Source organism: Microvenator marinus (genome assembly GCF_007993755.1).
Lineage (GTDB): Bacteria > Myxococcota_A > Bradymonadia > Bradymonadales > Bradymonadaceae > Allomicrovenator > Allomicrovenator marinus.
The window spans coordinates 3,881,783-3,905,298 of the sequence record NZ_CP042467.1 but is presented as its reverse complement, the minus strand read 5'-3'; the positions used below and the strand labels follow the sequence as shown (position 1 = coordinate 3,905,298).

The 23,516-nt window shown below is 51.5% G+C and carries 18 protein-coding genes; 8 read left to right on the top strand and 10 right to left on the bottom strand.

Translation table 11 applies throughout. The features are described 5' to 3' along the window. Positions 1–24: 24 nt before the first annotated feature. From FRD01_RS16050 to FRD01_RS16035, 4 genes are all read left to right on the top strand, one after another. Entirely contained in the window at positions 25–939 is a 915-nt protein-coding gene (locus FRD01_RS16050; RefSeq protein WP_146961396.1) for a hypothetical protein, read from the top strand. A 131-nt stretch (positions 940–1,070) separates the two neighbouring features. Next, complete coding sequence (locus tag FRD01_RS16045) at positions 1,071–1,712, top strand: DUF4331 family protein (protein ID WP_146961394.1); 642 nt, start codon at positions 1,071–1,073, stop codon at positions 1,710–1,712. Positions 1,713–1,727: 15 nt separating this feature from the next. Beyond that, positions 1,728–2,945 (top strand): DUF4331 family protein, encoded by a 1,218-nt coding sequence (locus FRD01_RS16040; RefSeq protein ID WP_146961393.1) that lies wholly within the window; start codon positions 1,728–1,730, stop codon positions 2,943–2,945. Positions 2,946–3,026: 81 nt separating this feature from the next. Beyond that, positions 3,027–4,184: a tetratricopeptide repeat protein gene (locus FRD01_RS16035; RefSeq protein ID WP_146961391.1), complete on the top strand. Its 1,158-nt coding sequence runs from the start codon at positions 3,027–3,029 to the stop codon at positions 4,182–4,184. A 2-nt stretch (positions 4,185–4,186) separates the two neighbouring features. Here the strand turns inward: FRD01_RS16035 and FRD01_RS16030 are convergent, their stop codons facing one another. After that, a complete protein-coding gene (locus FRD01_RS16030) occupies positions 4,187–5,794 on the bottom strand; it encodes a CBM96 family carbohydrate-binding protein (protein WP_146961389.1) in 1,608 nt (535 codons plus the stop codon). 415 nt (positions 5,795–6,209) lie between these two features. Between FRD01_RS16030 and FRD01_RS16025 the strand changes: the two genes are divergently transcribed. From FRD01_RS16025 to FRD01_RS16015, 3 genes are all read left to right on the top strand, one after another. Next, complete coding sequence (locus tag FRD01_RS16025) at positions 6,210–7,115, top strand: class I SAM-dependent methyltransferase (RefSeq protein ID WP_249755673.1); 906 nt, start codon at positions 6,210–6,212, stop codon at positions 7,113–7,115. Continuing rightward, complete coding sequence (locus tag FRD01_RS16020; protein ID WP_146961385.1) at positions 7,112–8,512, top strand: oligosaccharide flippase family protein; 1,401 nt, start codon at positions 7,112–7,114, stop codon at positions 8,510–8,512. The genes FRD01_RS16025 and FRD01_RS16020 overlap by 4 nt, the downstream gene beginning before the upstream one ends. Before the next feature lie 579 nt (positions 8,513–9,091). Then, on the top strand, positions 9,092–10,912 hold the full coding sequence (locus tag FRD01_RS16015; protein ID WP_249755672.1) for an ABC transporter ATP-binding protein: 1,821 nt from the start codon (positions 9,092–9,094) through the stop codon (positions 10,910–10,912). Here FRD01_RS16015 and FRD01_RS16010 read toward each other — a convergent pair. The 7 genes from FRD01_RS16010 to FRD01_RS15980 form a co-directional block, all read right to left on the bottom strand. Then, complete coding sequence (locus tag FRD01_RS16010; RefSeq protein WP_146961382.1) at positions 10,890–12,107, bottom strand: glycosyltransferase family 4 protein; 1,218 nt, start codon at positions 12,105–12,107, stop codon at positions 10,890–10,892. The genes FRD01_RS16015 and FRD01_RS16010 overlap by 23 nt on opposite strands. Further along, the gene (locus tag FRD01_RS16005; RefSeq protein ID WP_146961380.1) at positions 12,104–13,027 is read right to left on the bottom strand and encodes a motility associated factor glycosyltransferase family protein; all 924 of its coding nucleotides are present in this window, start codon (positions 13,025–13,027) and stop codon (positions 12,104–12,106) included. Before FRD01_RS16005 ends, FRD01_RS16010 begins: the two co-directional genes overlap by 4 nt. A 402-nt stretch (positions 13,028–13,429) precedes the next feature. Then, positions 13,430–15,376 (bottom strand): acyltransferase family protein, encoded by a 1,947-nt coding sequence (locus FRD01_RS16000; RefSeq protein ID WP_146961378.1) that lies wholly within the window; start codon positions 15,374–15,376, stop codon positions 13,430–13,432. 247 nt (positions 15,377–15,623) lie between these two features. After that, positions 15,624–16,682, bottom strand: a complete 1,059-nt coding sequence (locus tag FRD01_RS15995) for a glycosyltransferase (RefSeq protein WP_146961377.1) — start codon at positions 16,680–16,682, stop codon at positions 15,624–15,626. After that, on the bottom strand, positions 16,675–17,748 hold the full coding sequence (locus FRD01_RS15990; protein WP_146961375.1) for a glycosyltransferase: 1,074 nt from the start codon (positions 17,746–17,748) through the stop codon (positions 16,675–16,677). Before FRD01_RS15990 ends, FRD01_RS15995 begins: the two co-directional genes overlap by 8 nt. Beyond that, positions 17,748–18,749, bottom strand: a complete 1,002-nt coding sequence (locus FRD01_RS15985; RefSeq protein ID WP_249755671.1) for a GNAT family N-acetyltransferase — start codon at positions 18,747–18,749, stop codon at positions 17,748–17,750. Before FRD01_RS15985 ends, FRD01_RS15990 begins: the two co-directional genes overlap by 1 nt. Next, complete coding sequence (locus FRD01_RS15980) at positions 18,746–19,720, bottom strand: polysaccharide deacetylase family protein (RefSeq protein ID WP_146961371.1); 975 nt, start codon at positions 19,718–19,720, stop codon at positions 18,746–18,748. The genes FRD01_RS15985 and FRD01_RS15980 overlap by 4 nt, the downstream gene beginning before the upstream one ends. Positions 19,721–19,948: 228 nt before the next feature. On the opposite strand from FRD01_RS15980, the gene FRD01_RS15975 reads away from it, so the two are divergent. Beyond that, positions 19,949–21,136 (top strand): hypothetical protein, encoded by a 1,188-nt coding sequence (locus tag FRD01_RS15975; protein ID WP_146961370.1) that lies wholly within the window; start codon positions 19,949–19,951, stop codon positions 21,134–21,136. On the opposite strand, the gene FRD01_RS15970 is transcribed toward FRD01_RS15975, so the two are convergent. Together FRD01_RS15970 and FRD01_RS15965 are read right to left on the bottom strand one after the other, a co-directional pair. Continuing rightward, positions 21,103–22,143: a glycosyltransferase family 4 protein gene (locus FRD01_RS15970; protein WP_146961368.1), complete on the bottom strand. Its 1,041-nt coding sequence runs from the start codon at positions 22,141–22,143 to the stop codon at positions 21,103–21,105. The two genes, FRD01_RS15975 and FRD01_RS15970, sit on opposite strands and share 34 nt — an antisense overlap. A gap of 37 nt (positions 22,144–22,180) precedes the next feature. Then, a complete protein-coding gene (locus FRD01_RS15965; RefSeq protein WP_146961366.1) occupies positions 22,181–23,416 on the bottom strand; it encodes a glycosyltransferase in 1,236 nt (411 codons plus the stop codon). Between the last annotated feature and the right edge of the window lie 100 nt (positions 23,417–23,516).

Below are 23,516 nucleotides of genomic sequence, written 5' to 3'. Positions count from 1 at the left end.
GGAACTCAAACTTATAGGAAATCAATGTTTTCGAAAACAAAACTGGTCATCTTGTGCGCAACCACATTCGCCATTTCCGCATGCGGAGACGACACATCAAAGGCGGCTGCCAACAACGGCACGAACCCTAACGGCAACCCTGGCCCTGTGGCACCAGCCGCAGCCATCAACGAATGCAAGCAAGCATGCGACCAACAAAAATTCTTCGATTGCTACGATGCCGCAATGCACGCTGGTTGTTACAGAGACTGTGATGGCGCCAGTGAGTCGGGAATCGAGCTCTTCGTGGGCTGCGTGACCAACGATATCTGTGACGTGGAATGCGCCATCAATATCCAGCCTCCAACTCCACCACCTGCGACCACCGTGGATGATTGCCAAACTGCGTGTAACACCCTTGTTACGGAGCAGTGCATTCCTCCTCTGGATTGCGCCGCACAATGTGCCGCAGCTAGCGACGAAGAGAAAGCATTCCTCGACTACTGCGAAAGCACACGCACCGGCTGCGAATTCGTTGAGGCTTGTCAGTTCGAAGAGCCTGAACCACCAACACCTCAAGAAGAGTGCACCGCTTCATGCGAGCGACTCGGCTTCTTCCAATGCATCACCGGAACTGACGTAGCAGCGTGCACCACCACCTGTGCAACGCTCGACGACCAAACCGCGTCTTCGTTCAACTCATGCGTCTCAGCGGGCATTTGCCAGGATGACTCGTGCTACGCGCTGATCTCCGAAGGTGGTGGAAGTGCGAATGTGGCCGGATGCAAATCCGCATGCGACGACATGGCATTCTTCGATTGCATCGATGCCGGCACCCTCTCGGCATGCCGCACCACCTGCGACTCGGCCTCTAAAGACGCCGTAGACTCGTTCATCGCATGCAATGAAGGCCTTTGCGACGACGACTCCTGCTACATCACGCTGCAGTCGAGCCTCTAATCGGCTCCTGGGCACTCGTACTACTTCCCTAAGCTACTGAAAAAAGTTTAATAATTCCTTGTTTCGCCGTTGGAACTCAACTACCTTCCGCGAATCACGAAATTTTTTCATATCCCGTTTAGGAGGAATGTATGAATCGATGGACACGAGTGTTGCCCGTTGTCGCAATTGCAGCAGCAGCTGGCCTTTATTTGACCCAAACCCAGCCGGTTGACGCCGCTGACCACACTGACCCACCAGACCGCGTTGGAACGCCTGGTAACGCCGCTGATATCGGCGATATCTACGCCTGGCATAACACTGCAGAAGGCACGCTAACCGTGGCCCTGACCTTCTCAGGCCCGCTCGCGCCAGCTGCTGACCAAGCCGGCAACTACGATGACGATGTACTCTACGCCATCCATATCGACAACACCGGCGACAACGTCGCTAACCACAATATCTACGCGCGATTCGGTCAGAACGACCTCGGCGATTGGGGTGTTCGTGTGGAAGGTATCCCGGGCGCAACCGCTCCTGTTGAAGGCGCTGTAGAAGCCACCATCGACGCCGGAAACGACGTCAAAGTCTGGGCCGGCCTCCGTGACGACCCATTCTTCTTCGACCTCGAAGGATTCCAAGACACGCTTAGCACCGGAGATCTCAGCTTCGACAACACACGCGACTCCTTCGCCGGCGCAAACATCACGACCATCGTGTTGGAAATGCCGCTCGACGCAGCGCGAGGCGCAGAAACTGAATTCCAAGTGTGGGCAACCACGGGCACCCTTTAATCACGGAGACATATCATGAAAATCAAAGCAACAATTCTTGCGCTTTCGGTGGGTCTCCTCAGCGTGGCATGTGGCGACGACGAGCCCACAAACCCACCGCCGATCAACCCAAACAACACGACTGGACCGAACAACAACAATTCGAATAACCAGTCGAATAATAACTCAAACAACCAGACCAACACGAATAATCAGACCAACACCAACGGTCAGACCAATTCGAACAATAACAACGAAGACCCAGATCCAACCTGCCAGAACTACTGTGACACCGTCATGGCGAACTGCACGGGTGACAACGCTCAGTACGGCTCGGCCGCTGAGTGTCTGGACTACTGCGAAAACGTGGGTTCTTGGGATGCCGGCGAGCGCGGCGCGATGGACGGAAACTCCATCGCATGCCGTGTTTACCACGGTAACGCACCAGCCGCTGACGACCCAGCCACACACTGTGTGCACGCGGGCCCAACCGGCGGTAATATGTGCGGAACCTGGTGTGATAACTACTGCCAGCTCGCACTCGACCACTGCACCGGCGACAATGAGCTCTACGGCTCGGACGCTGAGTGCCAGACCGCATGCGCTGAGTTTGACGACTCGGGCAATGCCGGAGACACCCAGTACGATACGGTCCAGTGCCGCATCTACCACGGTGGCGCACCAGCTGCGACTTCACCAGAAACCCACTGCCCACACGCAGGTGAAGAACCAACCGACTTCTGCCTGGACAGCCCGGAAACCTTCCGTTTCAAGACCAACGCACCGTCTGAGTACACACGCGTTGACCGCATGGGAATGCCAGCCATCTCAACGGCCGTTATCTCCAGCGCTCAGAAGAACGCCTACAATGACGCGAACCCAGCTGACGACGCCAACGGCAACTTCGTAGCCGATATCACAGCCAACGTCACCGCACTGCACGTGGCGCTCGACGACGACCTGGCCCAAAATGACCTCACCCCCTGCATCGCCGCAGATTGTGTGGGTCAAGCAGCACCTCTCGTGGTGCCAGACACCCTCAAAATCGACACTACCGGCAACGCTCGCTTCCCGAACGGACGCCGACTCACCGACCCAGTGATCGACGTCACGCTCGCCGTGGTCCTTTTGGACCTCGACGTTCACGCTATGACGACGCTTGTTGGCGTGTTGAACCCAACCGAAAACGACCTCGGCGTTGAAGGCGCGTTCCTGAGTGCATTCCCTTACTTGCACCCACCACACGAACTATAAGCCAGACGTCCCTTAAGACGCTGAACGGCAACGGCCGATACTCTCACAGGTATCGGCCATTTTTTTAAGAGGCACCTAAACATGCACAAGATACTGATACTCGCCGCCCTTTTGACTATCGGTTGCGACAAAAAAGAGCCGGCACCTGAGCCACCAACTAAGACTCAGACCACGGCTGAGCCAGCCCCTGAGCCGGCGGCCGAGGCCCCAAAACTCACCACATGGGAAGGCACGGATGCCGACTCCATGCTCAAGGCACTCCAGGCGTCCATCGCGCATAACGCCAAAAAGGCGCAGGAAGAAGGTGCCGGCTGGCTCGAGCTTGAGCGCGAAGCTAAGGCACATATGGCGCTCGCCCGGCTCATCGGGTCATATGACCCCTACAAAGACGCTGAGGCGGCTCTCAAGACCGCCCTCGACCGTGCCAAGAAGGGTAGTGGCCCTATCCTGACCCAGGCAGACCTTCACTTCACGCTTCACCAGTTCGCCAAAGTGGAACCCCTGCTCGCTCAGGTTGAAGCCCGCGCGATTGTCCCAGATGGCGACCGGGCCGCCGTCATTGCGCTGCGCGCGGATATCCTGGTGAGCCGCGGCGAGTATGACAAGGCGAGGGCACTCTACGACGAAGCCTTGAAGCTTGAGGACTCATCTGGAAACCGCGTGAGAATCGGCCACCTCGAGCGCTATCGCGGCAATATGGAAGAGGCAGAAAAATGGTTCACGCAAGCCCAAGAGGCAGCCGTCAAGGACACTAAGTTCCAACGCGCGTGGACCCAGCTTCAGGCCGGCATCTTCGAGCTCGAGCGCGAGCACTACGACAAGGCGCTCGAACTCTTTGAGCTAGCCAACGCCACCTTCTCAGGCTGGTACCTCATCCTTGAGCATATCGCCGAGATCCACGCGATTAAGGAGAACTACGAGAAGGCCGAATCCATGTACCGCGAGATCCTCAACCACGTCCCGAGCCCCGAGTTCATGGACGCGCTCGCCGGCGTGTTAGACGCCACCGAGCGCCCCGACGAGGCCAAGGAATGGCGCGCGAAGGCCACCGCCGCCTACCGTGAACAGCTCGAGAAATTCCCCGAGGCCGCTTACGGACACGCCCTCGAGCATTTCATCGAGACCGACCCCAAGTTTGCTGTGGAGCTCGCCGAGAAGAACCTCGCCGTGCGCCCGGGCCCTGAGGCTGAAGAAGCACTCAAAGAAGCCAAAGCTGCCGCGGAAAAGGCGACAAACTAGGCTCAGTCTGGGAGGTAGTAGAGCACGAGCTTCGGACGCTGATCAGGATTCGTGAACTCACGCGTGCGGTAGAGCGTTCGGTAGCCTGGCGAGGCCAGACGGAACGAGATTAGCTTATCCCCCTCATACGCATCGAGAACGGGGGCCAAGAGCTTCTCGGAGGCATTAATCCCTGGTTTGTCCACGAACGAGCCATCGTGCCAGATGAACCAGAAACCTAACTCGTCATTGACCCAGGTAGGCGAATTGTTGAAGGTCAGCTCACTTTCCTCCCACGAATCGTCTTCGACAAGGTAAGTAAACACGTTGCCGTTTCCACCGTACGCAAAGCCAGTGTGCGAGATTACCTGCAACGACGCGCGCTGAATGGTGATGTTCGGAACCGTGCTCAGGTCAAACTTCAAGAACGCTGCGGCACCCGCACGTGGATCCACTCGCATTTCAATCTCACTGCCGAAGTTCTGGTCCGGCGCACCATCGCGAACATATGCGTCCGCCACTGGCGGCACCTCGAAGCTCGCGAGTTCCTGATACGCAACCTGGATCCGTGGGTGCAATGACGTACCGTTGGCCTCAGTGGAGTGGAACGCGGTTCTGTAACCTGGCGAGGCAAGGCGGAGCGTCACGATCTTATTGCCCCATACTTCACTCTGGAAGCGCTCCATGAGCTCAGGGTCATCCACAATCTCAATCTCCATATCTTGGCCTTCCACAAAGTTTGCGACGTTCATGCTCGCCACGATGAAGTCCGAGAACGAAGGCGCACTACCGAAGGTCACCTGCGACTGACTCCACCCATCCTCGGATGAGAAATAGACGTTCACGTCACCATTGCCGCCAAAACTCTCAGCCCCGGTAGCTGTCAGGCGAATGCTCAACGAGCGAATCACGATATCCGTAGGCAACGCGCTCAGGTCGAACTTCAAAAATGAGGTCGCGTTCTCGCGGTCCGTCACAAAAACTGGCTCGCCGCCGTGGTTGGCGTCGGGTGCAAGCTCACGCACAAACGCGTCTTCCACGGCCACAAACGTGGCCACCGGACAAGCCGTCCGGCCGGTATCACCACCTACGCAACGCCCACACGCGTCAGTCTCAGCCTCGCCCCCAAACTCGCCCGTGCAATCCGCCACACAGTCGTTGGTAGGGTCCGCGTCACACACGCCGCACATATCCTCAGCGGCATCACCGCCAGGCTCGCCCGCACAATCCACCACACAATCGTTGGTGGGGTCCGCATCACAGACGCCACAGGCATCCTCAACCGCGTCACCACCTGGGTCGCCCGCACAATCCGCCTCGCAATCATTGTTTGGATCCGCATCGCAAACACCACAGGCATCCTCAACCGCGTCACCACCAGCCTCGCCAGCACAATCCACCACACAATCATTGGTGGGGTCAGCATCACAAACACCACACGCGTCCTCAACGGCATCCCCGCCGTAATTACCCGCGCAGTCCATCTCACAATCGTTCGACGCATCGTCATCACACACGCCACAACGATCACAATCCTCATTATTCCCACCCTGCGGCAAAACCTGGGAATCGTCGCTAAGGTTACAACCCGCCACCAAGAGCAACAAAGCTCCCAACACAATCGCCTTCATCTCAACTCCTTCGCTGGAAATGTTGGGCGCAACCTAGCAAAACCCCACGCAAATTCAAGAATAGAGCGAACAAAGTCACCAGCTTCACCAAGATAGCCACCAGCTTCGCCAAGATAGTCACCAGGTCCGGATTCCAATAGCGAACTTTGAGCTTGGAAGATTCGACCTAACAAAGCATAAACCCGAGTTGCCAAAAAAAGCTCCGGGCCGTGGAATGGAATCAACCAATTCTGATTACAAGTTTCGATTTCAAAGCGAAATCAAGGGATTGCCTTCAGCCACACCTCAACTCAACAGGGGCAAGGCAACTCATTCCATTCTGGGAGAGGCTACTTCGGAAGAACGAAAGAAAATAACCGAGGATTCGCGAGTGAACATCCAGTGTCCTAGTTGCTTTTCGAGTTCCTCAACCAAGTTGAGGACCTACATTGCACCTTACAACCAGACCGAATACACCCTGCACCAATGCAACCAGTGCAACCTCCAGTTCTGGACTCCTCTGCGGATCATTCCGGAGTTCTATGAGGCATCGGAGCACTCATCCTATGAGCAAAGGCACGAAGGCGGCAGCTCAATTCTGGAAAGGCACCTTACATTCCTAGGACGCGCACGAGCGCAAAGGTGGAGAGGTCGTCTACTCGACCTCGGGTGTGCCGATGGCTCATTCATCGAAGCCGCAAAAGATGCGGGATTTGAGGTCTGGGGAATCGACTTTGACCGCTTGAGTATTGAGGCAGCGCTGCGGCGAGGACTTGAGAACGTCTACGCACTAACCGTAGAAGAGTTCGGCGAAAAATTCCCTGACTTGAAATTCGACGTCATCACCGCCTTTGAGGTCCTTGAACATCAGGATCAACCAAACAGCTTTATCCGGTCAGCTCAAGCACTCCTTAAGCCTGGCGGAGTTCTGGCAGGTAGCGTGCCAAACAGGGATCGCCCGCTGGCAGAGCGAACGCGTGAGCTTAGCGCCGGCGACTTCCCGCCTCACCATTTTCTATGGTTCTCCAAACCTGTTCTGCAAAACTACCTCTACTCGAGGGGATTCGCATACGTTCAGGTACTCCCAATTCACTTGAGACTAAGTGAGAGCGCAGCCTACTTCGAACACAACCTGATTCGCGGGAAAACCAAATCAATTAAGGGGCGGATCGCCGCGCCAACCGAGTCAACAAAGACCAATACTCCAGCTCAGCTGATCAGACCTATACTCAGGTTCGGCCGGACCACAGCCCTGGCCCCTTTGAGTTTAGCCGCGCGCCTTGCTCAACGAGGAGTCGGCCTCTATTTTGAGGCACAACTCGCATCAAGTGCCCAAAAATGATTCGCGAAACACTCCTCTACGGACTGGCGCGGGGTGGCCCCGCAATCCTGAACATTGCGGCGATTTCCCTCTACACCCGATGGCTTGAACCAGACGAATACGGAGTCTATGCGCTGGTCCTCTCCGGTGCGGCATTCTTCAACGTGGTCCTTTTCTACTGGCTGCGCGCAGGTTTGGCGCGCTTTTATCACGCGACCGAAGAGGAGTCCGACCTATTCTCAACACTTGGCCGCGCGTTCGTAGGCATGATGGGCATCAGCGTCGGTGCTGCACTCACAATCTACGCGGTTGACGCATCGCTTCCTCTGGCGACCATTGGACTCGGTCTGACCATGGTCTGGGCATTCGCGGGATTCGAACTCGCACTCGAAGTGGCGAGAAGCCGGCTTAACCCGGCAGCATATGGTTGGCTCAACCTAGGGAAGAGTGGACTCGCCATAGGCCTAAGCCTTTCACTGATTTACTTCACAGATCTCGGTGGTCTCGCCCCGATCGTAGGGACAACCATCGGCATGATGAGCATCGTCGCACTCGGGATGTTCACTGAACGCTCACGACTCACACTAAAGACTTGGAAGCCTGAGCTCGCAAGGGATATCTTCACATATGCCGCACCACTGGCCGGAATCGCAGCGCTCGGTTTTGTGCTCTCTAGCGCTGATAGATTCATGCTCGCGCATTTTTTCACTACCGGTCACGCTGGTCGCTACTCCGCCGGCTACGACCTCGCCTACTTCGCAATCAACGCCATCTTTACCATTGTCAATCTTTCCGCGTACCCACGAGTGGTCAAAGCGCTGGACACCAAAGGCGAAGCGGCAGCTCGCGTTGAACTCGTGAGGAACTTGGAGTTTCTACTCCTGCTCGGGGTCCCCGCCACAGCCGGTCTAATGGTGTGTTCGCCAAATCTGGCGGGCACTATCCTCGGTGCAGAATTCGCCAAAGACGCCGCGCACTTCATGCCTCTGGTAGCGCTGGGAGCATTTTTTGCTGGCATCAAGTCTACCTACACAGACCTGAGCTTTCACCTCGGAAAGAAAACCTGGGTTCAGCTTTTTATCACCGCGAACACTGCAGCCATAAACCTAGTTCTGAATCTGCTCCTTCTACCCGCCTACGGAATCATGGGAGCGGCGTTCGCCACGTTGGTTAGCCTCTTGCTCGCCTTGCTCCAAAGCGCATGGTTCGGCCGAAAAGTCTTCAGACTGCCCCTCACTTTCAAAACACCAGCAAAAGTCTTGGTGGCCACGGCGTGCATGAGCGCCGCTATTTGGCCTCTTCGCACGTTTGAAGGTCCGGTTTGGCTAGGGCTCCAGATTGGTGCGGGCGTGCTGATTTATGGTCTTTTTATCTTGGCCCAGCGCGTGCCTCTGAAAGAGCTAGGAGCAAAGACATGAGAGCTACATCCTTGCGTTAGTAAGCTTTTCTTTGATGCATGTTTGCGCCCATTTTTGGTTCGTCGCTCACCAAGCCGCGCAAAAAGAAGTTTAGTTGGGCGAGCTTTGTAGAACGTCGCGTGAGGAGACTGCTCCCATCGCTAAGAGCACAATTGTGCTCACCCTCTTAATGGGAATTCTCCTGAACCCGATTTCGACTGTGGAGTTTGCTCGGCGAACCGACGTAGCAGTAATCCTAGTCAACGCGAATCATTACCTGTTGAGGCAGTCTCCTTAAACTCTGCAGGATTGTTTGGGCCGTTCAGACTCTTGTTTCGTGAAAGTCTTTTCCACCACGCACTGGTTTTCGAAACGCAAACTCCGAAAGCATAGCTGTGCAGCGGAAGGATCCTGACGCAAAGCTCGAGGCTCGAATTCATGTTGATGAGATGGTCGTGGAGGGACCCTGCGACGGTCGACTAAGAACTGTCACGCTCGGATTCAGCTCAAACAATTTCCACTGTCGGTTTGACCCATACTTGACTACTGAAGTAGACCGTGTCACCCGATTCAGTTTGAGAGGTATGCTACGTGTTGACTGTGTTAAAAGAAACACTTTCCCTTTTTGACCGCGCTGAGAAGCTCGAGCTTGCCTTAGTGTTTGTTATCGTCTTAACTGTCGCAACACTTGAAGTTGTTGGCATCGCATCAATTTTGCCGTTTCTTACCGTCGTATCGAATCCAGAAATGATCCATGAGCAATATGTGCTACGATATTTGTGGGGCTTGTTAGAACCATCTGATCATAACTCATTTCTTTTTACACTAGGCCTGATCGTCTTTGGATTGATCATACTTACCAATTTGTTCAACGCTGTGTCTCACTGGTTGATTCAAAGATTCATTTGGCTCAGACATCATTCCTTAAGCACACGCTTGCTGGATCGTTACATCAGGCAACGATGGGAGTTTTTTCTAAATCGTAATACTAGCGAACTGAGCACCAACATCCTCTCGGAGGTGCAGCAATTCGTCGGACAGTTTCTGATGGCAGGAATTCAACTTCTTGCGCAGGGACTGGCGGGAGTCCTTATTGTTGGCCTGTTAGTAGCCATCGATCCTACGCTAGCAGTCATAGTGTCGGCTGTCGTTGGGGGGACTTACATGCTCATCTTCGTCGCGGTGAGAGCAACACAGATCAAACTTGGTCATATTCGAACAAGTTCAAATACTGCGCGGTATCGCCATGCCACTGAGGCCATGAGCGGGATGAAAGACCTTAAAATCCTAGGCCTTGAGGAGGCGTTTCTGAGAAAATACGAAGGACCGAGCTACCGCTACAGCATGGCACAGGCAAAAAACGCGGTAATCGCAATCACACCCCGCTACTTCTTGGAAGTTTTGGGATTCGGCGCTGTGATGCTGATCCTACTATATGAACTCAGGCAGCAAGGCACTGCAAGCAATGCGATTCCGGTAGTAGGAGTATACGCCTTTGCTGGGTTTCGACTCCTTCCGAAAATGCAGCAGATGTTCTACTCTGGAAGTTCGATGCGTTTCACCGCAGAGACGCTGAGCGGACTAAAGAGGGATCTCGTTGAGCTTCAGCGTAGTGAGGAACCGGCTCCGGTGCACGTATCAGCTCCAATAGAGAGCTTCGGACTACGAAACGTAACCTTTAACTATCCTGAGATGGGTGAGCCTACACTCAAAAATGTTAACATCGAGATTGCGACCCTTTCGTCAGTTGCGTTGGTAGGTCCAACAGGGAGTGGCAAAACAACGACTGTAGACCTATTGCTCGGCTTGCTGGAACCGACCTCAGGAGGGTTGGTACTTGATGGAAACTTGCTTAGCGCGAGCGAAAGGATTGGTTGGAGGAGCCATTGCGGTTACGTGCCTCAACAAATCTATCTTACCGACGACACGATTGCAGGAAACATAGCCTTTGGTGAGTCGGCTGATGAATGGAGTATGGAACGCATCAAGAAAGCCGCTCAAATTGCACAAATCGATGAATTTATTGAGCAAGAACTACCTGAAGGCTATCTTACGGTTGTAGGCGAACGCGGTGTTAGATTAAGCGGTGGTCAACGGCAGCGATTGGGGATAGCACGAGCGCTCTACAACGACCCTGAAATACTTGTGTTTGATGAAGCAACCAGCGCACTCGACAACACTACCGAGCGAGCCATTATGGATGCAATCGAACAACTCGCTGGAACGAAGACATTGGTCGTGATTGCACATCGATTAGAAACGGTTCGGAAGTGCGATATCATTTTCGTTTTCGAAAAAGGCGAACTGATTGACTCAGGTTGCTGGGACGAACTCCTTTCTAACTGTGACGTGTTTCGTAGTATGGTCAGCGAGGACTCTATGGGAAAGGGAAGAAAACCTAATCAGACAGCAACGCCCTGAAGGCAGTGGATTGTTCGGGTACCAGCTTCGAATACACTTCGACGTACTGGCGCGCTATAACTTTTGTTGAGAACCGAAGCTCTACTGTTCTACGGGCTGCCTTTCCCAGCCGCTTTCTCAACTTAGGACTCTCCAGCAATTGGGCCAGCTTCGATCGGTAATCATTCGATGAATCTGCTACCAACCCATCAACTCCGTCTTCAATAATAAAGTCACTTACGCCATTGATTCGCTTTGTCAAGACGGGCAATTCTGAAGCCATCGCCTCAACTACTACAGTACCAAATCCTTCCATTTCCGAGGCAAAAACAAATATATCAGCAGCTCCCATGTACTCATGGACGTTTTCGATATGCCCCGTGAAGATCACGCGATCTGCGACACCCAAATCTCTAGCCAGAGTCTTCATTCTTTCAGTGTATTTGGTGTTTTCTGGGTCTTTGGTGGTTGGGCCTACAAGTACAAGGCCAAGAGATTGGTCATCTCTGGAAAATGTAGCAAACTCCTCAATTAAGAACTGGATGCCTTTGTTTGGACGAATTATGGCGACATTCAGGAGGATGGTCTCAAAACGCTGCAAACCCAGTGAAAGTCTCAACCGTTCTGGACAAGGGTCCGGTCGAAAGAGATCTATATCCACCTGATTAGGAATAATGATGCGCTTTTCGGAAGATATTCCTGCTCGTCTAGCCAGGCTATCCAAAATTGGAGAGACGTTGACTAGGTAACTCACCTCCTGAATAACTGCGAATTTTACAGTTCCGAACCGAGAGTGCTTCACAGTGTTTGGATCGTCGCCTCCGGTTGTACTCGTCTCAAGAACCACCGGAATCCCAAGCACTCTTGCGGCTAACACATACGACAAAACCCAAGAACTAGCTCCCATAACATGTACAATATGTGGACGCTTTTGGCTCAAAACTTTGATTGCACTGGGCAGAGCTTTCGCAAGACCCAGTAATTTCCGGCCCTTTCGGGATATAGGCAAAGGAGGATCTGGGTAGGATATGATCTCGGCACCATCAAGGAGCTTGGGCGGCGCTGTCTGGGTGACAATCAACACAACACCCGAATGATTCCCTGCAAAATAGCTCGCTAAATTATACGCAAGGATCCCCCCTCCAGAGAACTCTGGGGGGATTGTTGGAATGACAAGACAAACTGCAGGTGAGGTTCGCATACCAATATTGTTCAATTCCGTAACTTGCTGAATTCACATCTGGGAAAAACATCCAAGCATCCTCCATCCGTCGCGTTGTAAATCTTGATGCCTTTCTGATCCGCTATAGCGCGGATTTTCACGTACCCCAACCATAGCGCGCGCACATATTCAGCCATTATCAAGTAGTTACTTTTGAATGGATTCTCTGAAGCCTCCGGTTGTTGTGAAACGGTTTTTCCGTCATAGAAATGTAGATCTTCACCAACGTTGGCCATCCAATCATGATCTGCTCCGATTATGACAATCGGATTACATCCCATGTACATCGCGATTAAAATATTCGTTTGGAGCACAGTGTGGGGGTCGGGAATCACGCGTTCCAAATCGACGTTCTCCAGTGGAGACTTTGACAGCGTACCACCAAGTGCAAGGTAATGCGTCCGTTCAGAAGGGAGCAACCCTCGTTCACTAATTATTTTGCGGCCATTGATTGGCGCAAAGAAGGTCGATTTTTGGATTTTTAACCTGAGACTAGAAAAAAAGTCATCTGAACCCTCGCTCCCATCGTAAAACAACTTATCCGTCAGCGAAAAATACGTAGGTTCCCATACCTCAACGATGGAATGTTTCCAAAACCCATTAACCGCAAAAGTTACTTCGCCTTCAAGCCACGAAATGTCTTGCCTCGCGATTGAAGGTCCGTTCCCGATCACAAATGCACGTTGCCCGCTATGGCATTCAGCGAAGCGGCGATTCTTGGAAAGGATCCCTAATTCTTCCGCGTTCATACTGAGATACGCTTCCTTCATTAGAATCGCCTGAGACAGTTGCTCTGCCTCAGCGGTGAGAAGTGTCAATCCATATCTTAGGCCTCGACGCCACACTCCTCCCGGCCCCGTTTGATTCATCGCCAGAGTTACCTTCTCCAAGAGAATATCTCGATCAATTTTCATGCTCAAAGTCCATTAAAGGTAGGCACAGGGCTTGGGTCTCTTTGCATTTCTCTACCCCGACTGATGCCATACGTCCAATGAACATGGCCGAAATAATCACTACAAGACCGTCCAGGTCCTGAAATCGTAGACACTTGATTCATAGTTTATGCTGCCTGCATTTCCGTCAATTCTAAATTGCGAATCAAATGAGCCACCTTACGGCGTTTGAAGTACACATCCGATCTTGATGGCCACCGACGTGATAGTGGCCCACTCGGATTTGTGGTCAGCACGGGTATGACGAACAAGCCGCATGGGGAAAATCTGTTTCTTGGGTTTGTCATCGTTCGATTCTAATTCGGTCTAAAGAATCACGACCACTACAGTTCTAGCACCACAAAAGAGTCTCGAGCACGCAGCCTAATCTGGCACTGATAGAAAGTCATCGGGAAGCCGACTTCCAAAATAGCTCACGCCTGCCGGTGAAAAGTGATCCCCATCTTTCCAGAAGAGCTGGCTACAGTTCATGAAATCTTGCGGAAACTCGAATCTAAAAAAATAATTCTGGTTGGACGGTTGTATATTGTGACCTGTCGATTCTCTAATCAGCCTCTCTATGTACCTATCTAGTTTATGAAATGCTTCATATTGATTCATGCGATAAGAGTAGTTGTGGGTACATCCATTTTTCAGAATGAAATTTGTGCGGATATGTGGCTCAGCACGTGGTAGAAACCACTTCACTGGGACCATGTTGGAAAGCTCCTTCAAGTAGAGAAAGGTTCCCTGCACATGTTCCTCATCTACCACGACCTCTTCGACGCCTTCTCCCATACCAAGGTTCGAGAAGATTCCTCGCGAACCAGGGGTTCCGTCTTCCTTCTTTAACAGATAGAAGCCAGCCTGCTCGAAGATCACGAGCTTGAAAATCCTGCTACGAGTTCGAATCAGATTCATGACTTTGCTGTAGTTGCAGTAATCGAAATTGCTGTGTGGTCGACAACCACCCTGAGTTATGCCAACCAAGAAACGTTCATCAAACTTTGAAGCCGTTACATTGAACAAGTCATTTGCATGGCTATCACCCAATATAAGTACCCCAGCACCGAATTGATCATAACAACTTGAAAGTCTTGTCTCGATGTCAGAATTCACGTCACCAATATTAAATCGACATTCCTCAGGATCAATTGATGTGTCGCCTTGGGCGGCTTTGACTAGTCTGTACGTATCCCGCATTTCCCTGGGCTGTTTGGAGAGCCAATAGTCTTCGAACTCCTGACTATTGAAGTGGCCGATCAACCCTATCCCCACAAAGCCTGCTATGGCGAATGCAGATGCCCCAAAAATGCGTTTGTTATCTTTTGCGCGTCTAAATGGATTCTCTACATATCGCCAAGAAACACGGGCAAGAAGGAGTGAAGCGACCGACAAACACGCCATGACGAAGGCACTAGGTTCTTCTGGTAGTTTGATTCTTGCGAATGCAAAGAGCGGCTGGTGCCACAAGTACGCCGAATAGCTAATCAAACCAACCCCAACCAAACCTTTCCTACTTAGTAGTCTCGCAACAATTGTATCTGTGTGCCCATATAATAGCAGTAGAACGACACCAACAACGGGAATGAGCGCATATACGCTAGGGAACGGTGTCGATTCATCAAATGCGAGTATCGCGAACAATATCGCCGCCAATCCCAAGAAGGCAAGTGCATTGTTTTTTCTTACACCGCGCTCTTGCACTATAAAAGCAGCTATGGACCCAGCAAGTAGCTCCCATGCACGGGTGGGGGCCAAATAGAAGTTAGCCGCTGGAGCATTTCGCCACCCCCACTCGCTAACGGCTAGACTGATTGTTGCCATCGCCAACACGACCCAAAAGACTCGTCGCTTTCCGAAACGCCAAGTCAACAACAAGAATATCGGGAAGAGCACATAGTACTGCTCTTCCACCGCTAGACTCCACGTGTGCAGCAATGGCTTTTCTTCCGCAACCGCATCAAAGTAGCCACTCTCGCGCCAGAACAACATATTGGACGCAAAAAGGCTAACTGCTACAAGACTCTGACTGAAGTCTTGGAATTGGCTTGGGAGCATCCAAGTCCACGCGAATGGAACACAAATCAGCATGACGAAAAAGAGGGCTGGAAAGATTCTCCTCGCTCGTCTCTTATAGAAGTCAAGCATGCTAAATCGTTGATGTTCTATATCTTCGATCAATAGAGTCGTTATGAGGAACCCACTGATAACGAAGAAAACATCCACTCCCACATAGCCGCCACTGAAAAGTTCGAAACCAGCGTGGAAAAGGATAACAGGAACAACAGCAAGAGCTCTTAAACCGTCGATTTCCGGACGATACTTCACTTTTTGACCCTTGGCGCTAATCAGGACTGCAAAATCTGATGACCTACCACTGATTTTGCAGGCATTCAATTATTGTAATGGTGGAAGCCGCTTAGGTATGATTGCCAAAGCAAGACTCGGCAACCACCCTGCTTGTGGCCGGCTTAGTGTCACTCGCCTCCAACGTGGGAAAACTGCCTCACCAGAGGCCCCAACTTTCGCAATATCTTGGAAGTAGACCTGACGCACACTCACGATACGAACGTACTCATGCGTCAAACTCTTCCAGCATTCGCTCTAGCTCCGCCGCAACGTTTTTGGCCTGATAGGCACTAAGATCAATCCCTTGGGGCTTGGGGCTATTCAATCCGACTTCCAGTCCATCGGCCAACGCCTCAATGTCGTCCACTGGGACTAATTGACCCCATTTGCCATCCTCAAGCACCTCACGAGGACCAGTCTTGCAATCGGTGGCTACCACACGAGCACCACACGCCAAGGCTTGAATCAACACATTGGGCATACCTTCGTGGCGAGACGAGAGCACACAGAGTTCTGCATTTGCCATGTACCTAAAGGGATTTGTGTCAAATCCCGGCATCTTCACGCTTCCTCGGACTCCCAAGTGCGTTGCTAACCCTTCCAGCCTTTCCCTCTCTGGGCCTTCACCCAAAATGACCAAGTCAAGTGTCGCTCCAAGTCCTGAAATGGCCCACGATTCAAGCAACGCATCAAATCCCTTCTCCCAAACCAAACGGCCAACGGCGAGCACAAATGGGCGGCGACAAGTAGACGGCTCTTGGCTCAATCTGAACAGATCCTGATCAATCACTGGATTCGCCAAAAGGGAGGTTTGAACGCCTCGCTCCACAAGTTGCTTCTGAATCCCAATAGACGGAGCCAAAACCAAGTCGGCTTGCCTGTATACCGATGGCAAGACTGCAGGTAGGACCCTTTGGCTGCAGGTGTTGCGCTGATCGTCAAAACGCTCCCACGATGTAGATTCTCGTAGAGCAACCTTTATTGGCTTGTCGCTTAGCAAGGTACTCCAAACAGCGACCACATTGGCATAATTGAGAGTGGCGAGGAGCCAATCCGGCTCAACTCGTCCCAAAACCTCAACGAGTGGAGTCAAACAACTCAAAGCCCGCGCAGCACCCAAGTCATGTCTCTCAACTCTTTCGCTCAGAGTCGTCTCCAAACTCCCGGTGATTCCGTACGCAAAATGAACCTCATGATTGAAAGACATTTGATTGGCAATTTTCACCCATACGCCTTCGGCTCCACCAGGCTGAAGGCTCGGTAAAAAGAAGAGTAGTCTACTCAATCAAAGCCTCCCAAGTACCAATAACTTTCTCAGGCTCGCAGAGCTCCGTGACCTTGAGATAGGCCCGCTTCGCTAACTCTTCCCGTTCACGCTGATCAAGCGTCATCAAGTGGTTCATGGCCGTGGCAAGGGCTTCGGAGTTCTCTTTGGAAACGAGCATTCCGCTTAAGCCGTCTGACACGAGCTCGCCTGTACCACCCACGTCAGTACACACCACCGGCGTTCCACAAATCATAGCCTCGATTAACGCGTTCGGCAGGCCTTCTTCACGCGACGAAAGTACGAAGCCGTTGGAGGCGTGCATCAACTCTTCTACGTCACTTCTCGCCCCAAGAACCTCAACCCCCTTTTCAAGACCTAGGACTTGAATCAAGTCTTCGACCCGACGCCTTTCGGCTGCATCATAAAACGCTCCAGCTATCTGGATAGCCCAGGGCGTCTCAGAACTCTCCAATAGCTTCGCCGCGTGAAGAAGGTTCGCATAGTCTTTGGCGGGCAGTATATTCCCGACCGCGATCCACCTAAATGCTCCGGAAAGGTTACGCGACGAAAGGTGCTTCATAGGCGGAGGAAGATTCGGCACCACGTGAATGCGGCTACCTTCAACACCTGACTCAACAAGTCTTTTAGAAAGGCGTTTAGAATTCGTGACAAGCACGTCCGCAAGCCTAAGGCCTAGGAGTGTGCGTTGAATCATCAGTCTTCTAGGATTGTAGTCTTCGCCGCGCAACGAAATGATCACCCTTGGAACTCCTGCAAAGAGCCTCAGCAATGAAACGAGCAGGTTCGCGTGAAAGAGAAATCCAACGAGCGCATGGGGTTTGACACGACGCACGAATTCAAGAGCGTTTTGAAAGTCACGAAGCGTCGGTTGACCACGGGTCATCTTGAGTGAAGAAACTACTATGCCGGCTGCGTTTGCCTCTTCCAAAAACCCGACTGGCTCCAGCAACGACAATACGTGAACCTTCCAACCGCGCGCTACAAGACTTTGTCCCAAACGCAGTATCTGAGTCTCCGCCCCACCTGGCCCAAACTCCGTTATTGCGAAAACGATGGTCTTCATTAGACCGTGTCCGAGTCACAGTAACTCAAGTACCAATCCCGGCGTGTGACCGCCTGCGCAGCACCAAGTGGCAACATTCCGAAATGGAGCTCAATGGGTCTAACTCTCTCGGGAAGGGGCAAGAAGCCATTGGCAAGATAGGATAGAAAGTAGGGCGAATGTTGAAAATGCCAGGCCAAGACGGCATCGGCCCCTGAGTCAACTAGGTCGCGCACGCCAAATTCGAGCAGATCATAGGCGAGTTCAACATCCGCTGCACCATTGCGCGTCATCATCTCAACCACGTAGCCAATCCTGCCCCCGTGTTTTTCCATCAGATTCGTGATGATGAATCCTTCGTCATTCAATGCGAAGATTCTATAGTTCTGATGCGGCTTGGCGAGTCGCCATTCAAAGTAGGAACGATCGCGAATCAGCCCCACGTCGAAAGTTCCACGAAATCCATCCCAGATTGCCTCAACATCTATATCTTCCAATTCCGCCCTACTCGGGCAACGTGCACCAACTTGAAAGCCCTTGATCTGAGGAAGTTTCAGCCCTTTGAGCATGCCTGGTAGGAAGTAGCTCGGATTGATTGGCCTCAAAAGAAATGGAAGGGGGTCGTAGTTTTTCCAATCGAGCTTTTTGAAGAACCCGTGGCGTGAATTCCCATTGGGAAAACCGTAGATGAATCCTAATTCCTGACTCTTCGCTTCTCCGAAGAGTGAGCTAGCCAATTTGACGAAGAGCCCTTGGCCTCTAAATGCTTCATCCGTCAATGTATCGAGTGACTGCAAGCAAACGCTTTCTTGCTCAAAGAGTTGGAAACGGTTCGGCAATGCAGCATAGATAGCGGCCAGTGAATCTGACGATTCAGCGGCATTAATCCACGTTTCGCTGAGCGGATTGTTTAGAAACTGCCACTCTAGCTCTTCTCTGGACCGTTCCCAGCCATTCTTGGAGAACAACCCTTGGAGGCGTGTGATGGTTCCATCACTTCGGCTCAAACGCACTTCTCTCATGGCTGGCTCATTGATTCCCATGTTCTGAAATCCTGCATGCAATGACTCTGCATGCCATACTCATCGCGCAGAATCTCGAAATAGTCCAACACCTCAACAAGCATGGTCACCGAGGCTTCCAGGTCGTGTCCAAAATTGTGAGGGTGCCACCATAGATGAAAGGTTCCTCCATGCATGGCCGCATGTTTGAGGCCGGCCCTAACCCTATTCAATATGAGCTGACGCGCCGGTCGTGGCACATCCGTCCTAAAGAAGAGCGTCGCAGGAACATCAATTGGGCCTTCTCCGCGCACCACGGGGAGAGGGTCGGCGAGCGGACGGAACGCATCCACCAACCTCATCGCCCGTTGGCCGAGGTCAATTTCAGGATTTCCACCCCAACCTCGATTCAAGGGAGTGCCGCGAAACGTCTCAATTCCCAAGTCGTGAATGGTCTGAAGCATTTGGGGACTAAACTGGTTGCGCGGAAACACAATGGACCTAATACGGTGGCCCCAGGATTGAGCAACGTTTAGAGCGGCGCCCAGGTCGTTTCTAAAATCACTCTCAGAAACACCCTCCTCGTATCCATAAATATGGGCGAATGTATGAGTTGCAACCTCCTGCCCAGGCGTATTCAAGATTTCGCGAACTAAGCTCGGTGCAAAATGAAATGGGTCCTCTTTTTCTGATTCTCCCAAAATTGCAAGATGACGATTCACCCCGAGCCGGGTGTCGGAATAGTTCGGATCCTCCTGCAGATAGGTACTTAACTCTTCCCTCCCATCACAGAAGAGTGCGCCAACTGTAGCCCAAGTCGCCCGGACTTCCCGTGCCTCAAACTCCACTAGCATTCTTTGAACTGCCTCTCGAGCATTCAGTAAGAGCGCCTGGCAATCCGCCAGTGGCGTGTGATCCAAGATTCCCCAGTGCAATTCAAAATCAAGAGACACTACGAAAGCTGGATTATCGCCATAATATACTTCGTTCATTGCTACGCTCTTGACCACACATTACTATAGAAGCTATCTGCTTCGGATTCCCCAAAGTCAGAAAAGCAGCGAGAACATGAGATTATACCATCAAAGCCGATCCCTAATGAGCGAGGCTTTTGGATAATGGTCGCTTTCGCACTACTCGTATTCTTCGGATCAATCGTCCTTTCATACTTCACTCGAGGTTTCAAACGAACTGAGGTCAAACTGGTTTGGTTATCCTTTTTGACTCACATTTTCTTTTCAGTCGCCCAAGTCATTTATCACCTGCATATTTATGGTGGTGGCGACATGCTTTTGTACCATGCAGTCGGCGAATACATAAGTCGCTTAATCTCTGAAGATCCCCGGCTGATCCCCGACCTCTTTGATCTTATTGGCAAAGGACGCAACAACCAATTCGCTTGGATTCAAGGAGCAGGGACGTCAACAGGGGTGATGTTTGGACTATCCGCTCTTGTGAGCCTATTTGTTGGAGACTCAATACTTTCAAAGTGCTTGGTCTTTTCGCTGGCTTCTTTTGTCGGAAAACTAGCCCTCTACTTTGGGTTAAAGACTCAACTATCGCCAAGGTATCATCCGCGCGCAATGGTGGCAGCTTTGCTGATACCCTCAGTTGTGTTTTGGTCGAGCGGTATCATCAAAGAATCCGTAGCAATGACCGGTTTGGGGTTCATGTTCTACGGGCTCTCGAGCCTGATCAGGCATCGCAAGCCAAACCCATATTTCCTAGTCTTCCTCTCAATTGGGATGCTCCTAACCTTCATCACAAAAAGTTACGTCTTGGTGGTGATTTGCATAGCTGGACTTGGATGGTTCTTGGCCGATCATTTCAACCGAAATGCTCGACTTACTCTCAGGTTATGGCATTTAGTTTTGATATCATCTGTTGCAGTGTTGGCAATGCTGGGTATGGGTAGATTGTTTCCCGAATACTCTTTGGAAGAAGTCGCCCAAGAAACGGCCACACTCCAAGAGGCCTATCGCCGACAAGAAGGTGGCTCATCATTTCAAGTTCAAGCGGTGAGTAAGGAGCAAGGAATAAGGGGCCAAATTGCGAATCTACCCATCGCTATCGTCTCCACTCTCTTTAGACCTTTCTTTTTTGAGTCCCGAAATCCCGCAATGTTTGTGAACTCTCTAGAAACCACTCTCATCTTGTGGCTTCTGCTTCTTACCTTGCACCGCCGTGGTGTCCGACCGACTTTTCAAACAATTATATCTAACCCCTTCTTACTCTTTTGTTTCGGTTACGTGTTGATTTTCGCGGTGGCTCTCGGCTTAGCAGCCACCAACCTCGGAACACTTTCCCGCTACCGAATTCCAATGGTACCGCTGTTTTGGGTACTCGTTTTGCTGCTGGTACCTATAAAAAGCGTTCAGCCGCCGACCAACTCAAAGAGATTGAGATAACGTGGCAGCACAGATTCGATGGAATACTCTGCAACTGCACGTTCGCGCCCAGCTGCACCCATCCGTCGTCGCAGGGAGGTGTCGTCAACCAGAGCATCTAAAGCCTCGAACCACTCTCCGGTCGGCATAAACCCGATACTCTCTTTACTCTCAAACACCTCCAAGTTGGCTCCTACCGGAGATACTACAACAGGAATACCCACCGCCATATACTGTATCATTTTGAAAGCGCATTTACCCCTGGTTAGGGGTGAATCAACCAAAGGCATCAGTCCAATATCAAATGACTGCAACCAATCAACCTCCAACTGTGGCGACCATTGTATCTGTTGAACTCGCTCGACGCCTGCGAGTGGCTTGAACACTCGATTCGACACTATCCGAACGATAACATCAGACCTTCTATCCAGTAGAAGCCGTAATTCCGGGACCAATGATTCTAGAAACGGGAAGTTTCCAGCTGTACCCATCCATCCAACCACAATCTTTGCATTCGATTTTGGCGCTATTCTCGGCCGATACATCTCCGTATCGATTACAGTTGGGATAATTGTAGTTTTGTCAAGTCGGCCTGCTTGATTCGCCAAGTATCGATTCCCGGCAATCAGATGATTTGAAACGCGTACTGCTGTAGCGAAGGCTACCCCTCGTCGAGCACTAAACTCCCCTTTTCCATTAACAAATAGCGAATCGTCAAAATCAAAAATAATCGGGACGTCTCTCATAGAACCGACTTCTTCAACTAAACCTGAGTGCGGGAAAGCTGTGCGTTGCAAGAAGATCAAATCGGCGTCTTTGTAGAAAAGTTGATGATAGGCACGCCGCAAACGACCTATCGCTTTGTAAGCCAAAGCATATGGTCGATTTATAGCGTCGTTATACGCAGCGCCATATCCATACCGAATGTCTACTTCGATACCACTCTTTTCAAAGTGTTCAAAAAACTGTGAACAACGAAATCTAGACGCAGGGGTGTGAATTCCGTCAGTTACAAACAAAATCTTCAATCAACTCTCCATTTCCCGCACACTTTAGCAAGGCAGGTTAGAATTCCCTTTCAGCTACATCTATTCGCGTCGATTGATATTGGGAGAGCGTCCTATATAGACGGGCATATCTCTCCACACCAGCGCGCAAACCCAAATGGGTTTCGACAGGATCCCACCCATTGTCGACTGAGACTTTATCACTTCGGGTAACTTCCATAGCAATGTCTCTAAGCGCTCTTCCAAGGTCTACACGAATTCCGCTTTGGCTTTTCATCATGACGTTCGCCATATCTTCGTTGCAGCTGTGATAGATTGGACGGACACCACAGGCTAGAAACTCTGCCAACTTTGTAGGCATCGATGCGCGCTTCGCGACGTTCTCTTTCAGTAAAAGCAAACCCCAGTCCATACAGCCCATCCATCGAGGTACTTCAGAATGCTCCACTGACTGTATCAGCATTCGTGCTTGAGGCACCCCTCTTCGCAGAGCTCTTTCGCGGAAGTCGCTGACCTGTTTGGTCAAAGCGAAAAAGAACGCATTAGGGTCCTCATCTAGAATCCAACGAGTAAGCTCGAGACTCTCGTCCACCAAATAGGACGTATTTAACGACCCAACCCACCCGATGACGTTCTTTCCGGCCAAGGGTGCTGGTCGAGGCGCCATGCGATGGCTAAGGTTGAAACGAACGGTATCAACACAAGTAGGGATAACCACTATTGGAGCGGATACGTTTCCGAATCGGCCCTCTTGAATATCTTTCGCAGCGGTATGCGTTAGGCTGACTATTGCTGTTGCATTCTGGAAGAGATGACGCTCAATCATTCGCCCCACTTCAATGGAAAGTGGGTTGGTGAACCAACGGCCTTCTTCAATTCTCTCGTCGATCCAATATCCTCGAAAGTCAAAAATCACGGGGATATCGTGGGCCACCTGCATAGTTTCACAAACCAAAGCAGGCAAGTAACTTCGCGCATGCAGTAAATCAATACCTTGATTGTCAGCGATTTGACCAACTATCCGAGCGATCAGCGCAAGATTACCGCAAACGCCCACCGCGCCAGCACGGTATTGTTCAAACACCCAATCAATCCCTTGCTGAAGCAACCGCCTCCTCATTTCATTTTGCCTAACTAAGTTCCGAAGGTCACTCCCTTTCTCCAGTGAGACAATTGTAAACTTGACATCACAGACCGCATTTATGCCCTCCACAAAACGCACCACTTGGGACTCGCCAAGCGGTTCCATTATTCCGTCAAATGTTACGTACACAACATGAGGTGTCTTCATCATGCACCCTCAACTGGCTCATTCCATTCCATTTTCACAGGCGCAAGCTAGTCGACAACGATGCGGCTTACAAGCCAACACGCACCAGCGCTAAAATGCTTGC

Coding starts and splice junctions, on each gene's coding strand:
- FRD01_RS16050 (WP_146961396.1), top strand. CDS start 25: ATGTTTTCGAAAACAAAACTGGTCATCTTGTGCGCAACCACATTCGCC.
- FRD01_RS16045 (WP_146961394.1), top strand. CDS start 1,071: ATGAATCGATGGACACGAGTGTTGCCCGTTGTCGCAATTGCAGCAGCA.
- FRD01_RS16040 (WP_146961393.1), top strand. CDS start 1,728: ATGAAAATCAAAGCAACAATTCTTGCGCTTTCGGTGGGTCTCCTCAGC.
- FRD01_RS16035 (WP_146961391.1), top strand. CDS start 3,027: ATGCACAAGATACTGATACTCGCCGCCCTTTTGACTATCGGTTGCGAC.
- FRD01_RS16030 (WP_146961389.1), bottom strand. CDS start 5,794: ATGAAGGCGATTGTGTTGGGAGCTTTGTTGCTCTTGGTGGCGGGTTGT.
- FRD01_RS16020 (WP_146961385.1), top strand. CDS start 7,112: ATGATTCGCGAAACACTCCTCTACGGACTGGCGCGGGGTGGCCCCGCA.
- FRD01_RS16005 (WP_146961380.1), bottom strand. CDS start 13,027: ATGAAAATTGATCGAGATATTCTCTTGGAGAAGGTAACTCTGGCGATG.
- FRD01_RS15990 (WP_146961375.1), bottom strand. CDS start 17,748: ATGAAGACCATCGTTTTCGCAATAACGGAGTTTGGGCCAGGTGGGGCG.
- FRD01_RS15985 (WP_249755671.1), bottom strand. CDS start 18,749: ATGAGAGAAGTGCGTTTGAGCCGAAGTGATGGAACCATCACACGCCTC.
- FRD01_RS15980 (WP_146961371.1), bottom strand. CDS start 19,720: ATGAACGAAGTATATTATGGCGATAATCCAGCTTTCGTAGTGTCTCTT.
- FRD01_RS15965 (WP_146961366.1), bottom strand. CDS start 23,416: ATGATGAAGACACCTCATGTTGTGTACGTAACATTTGACGGAATAATG.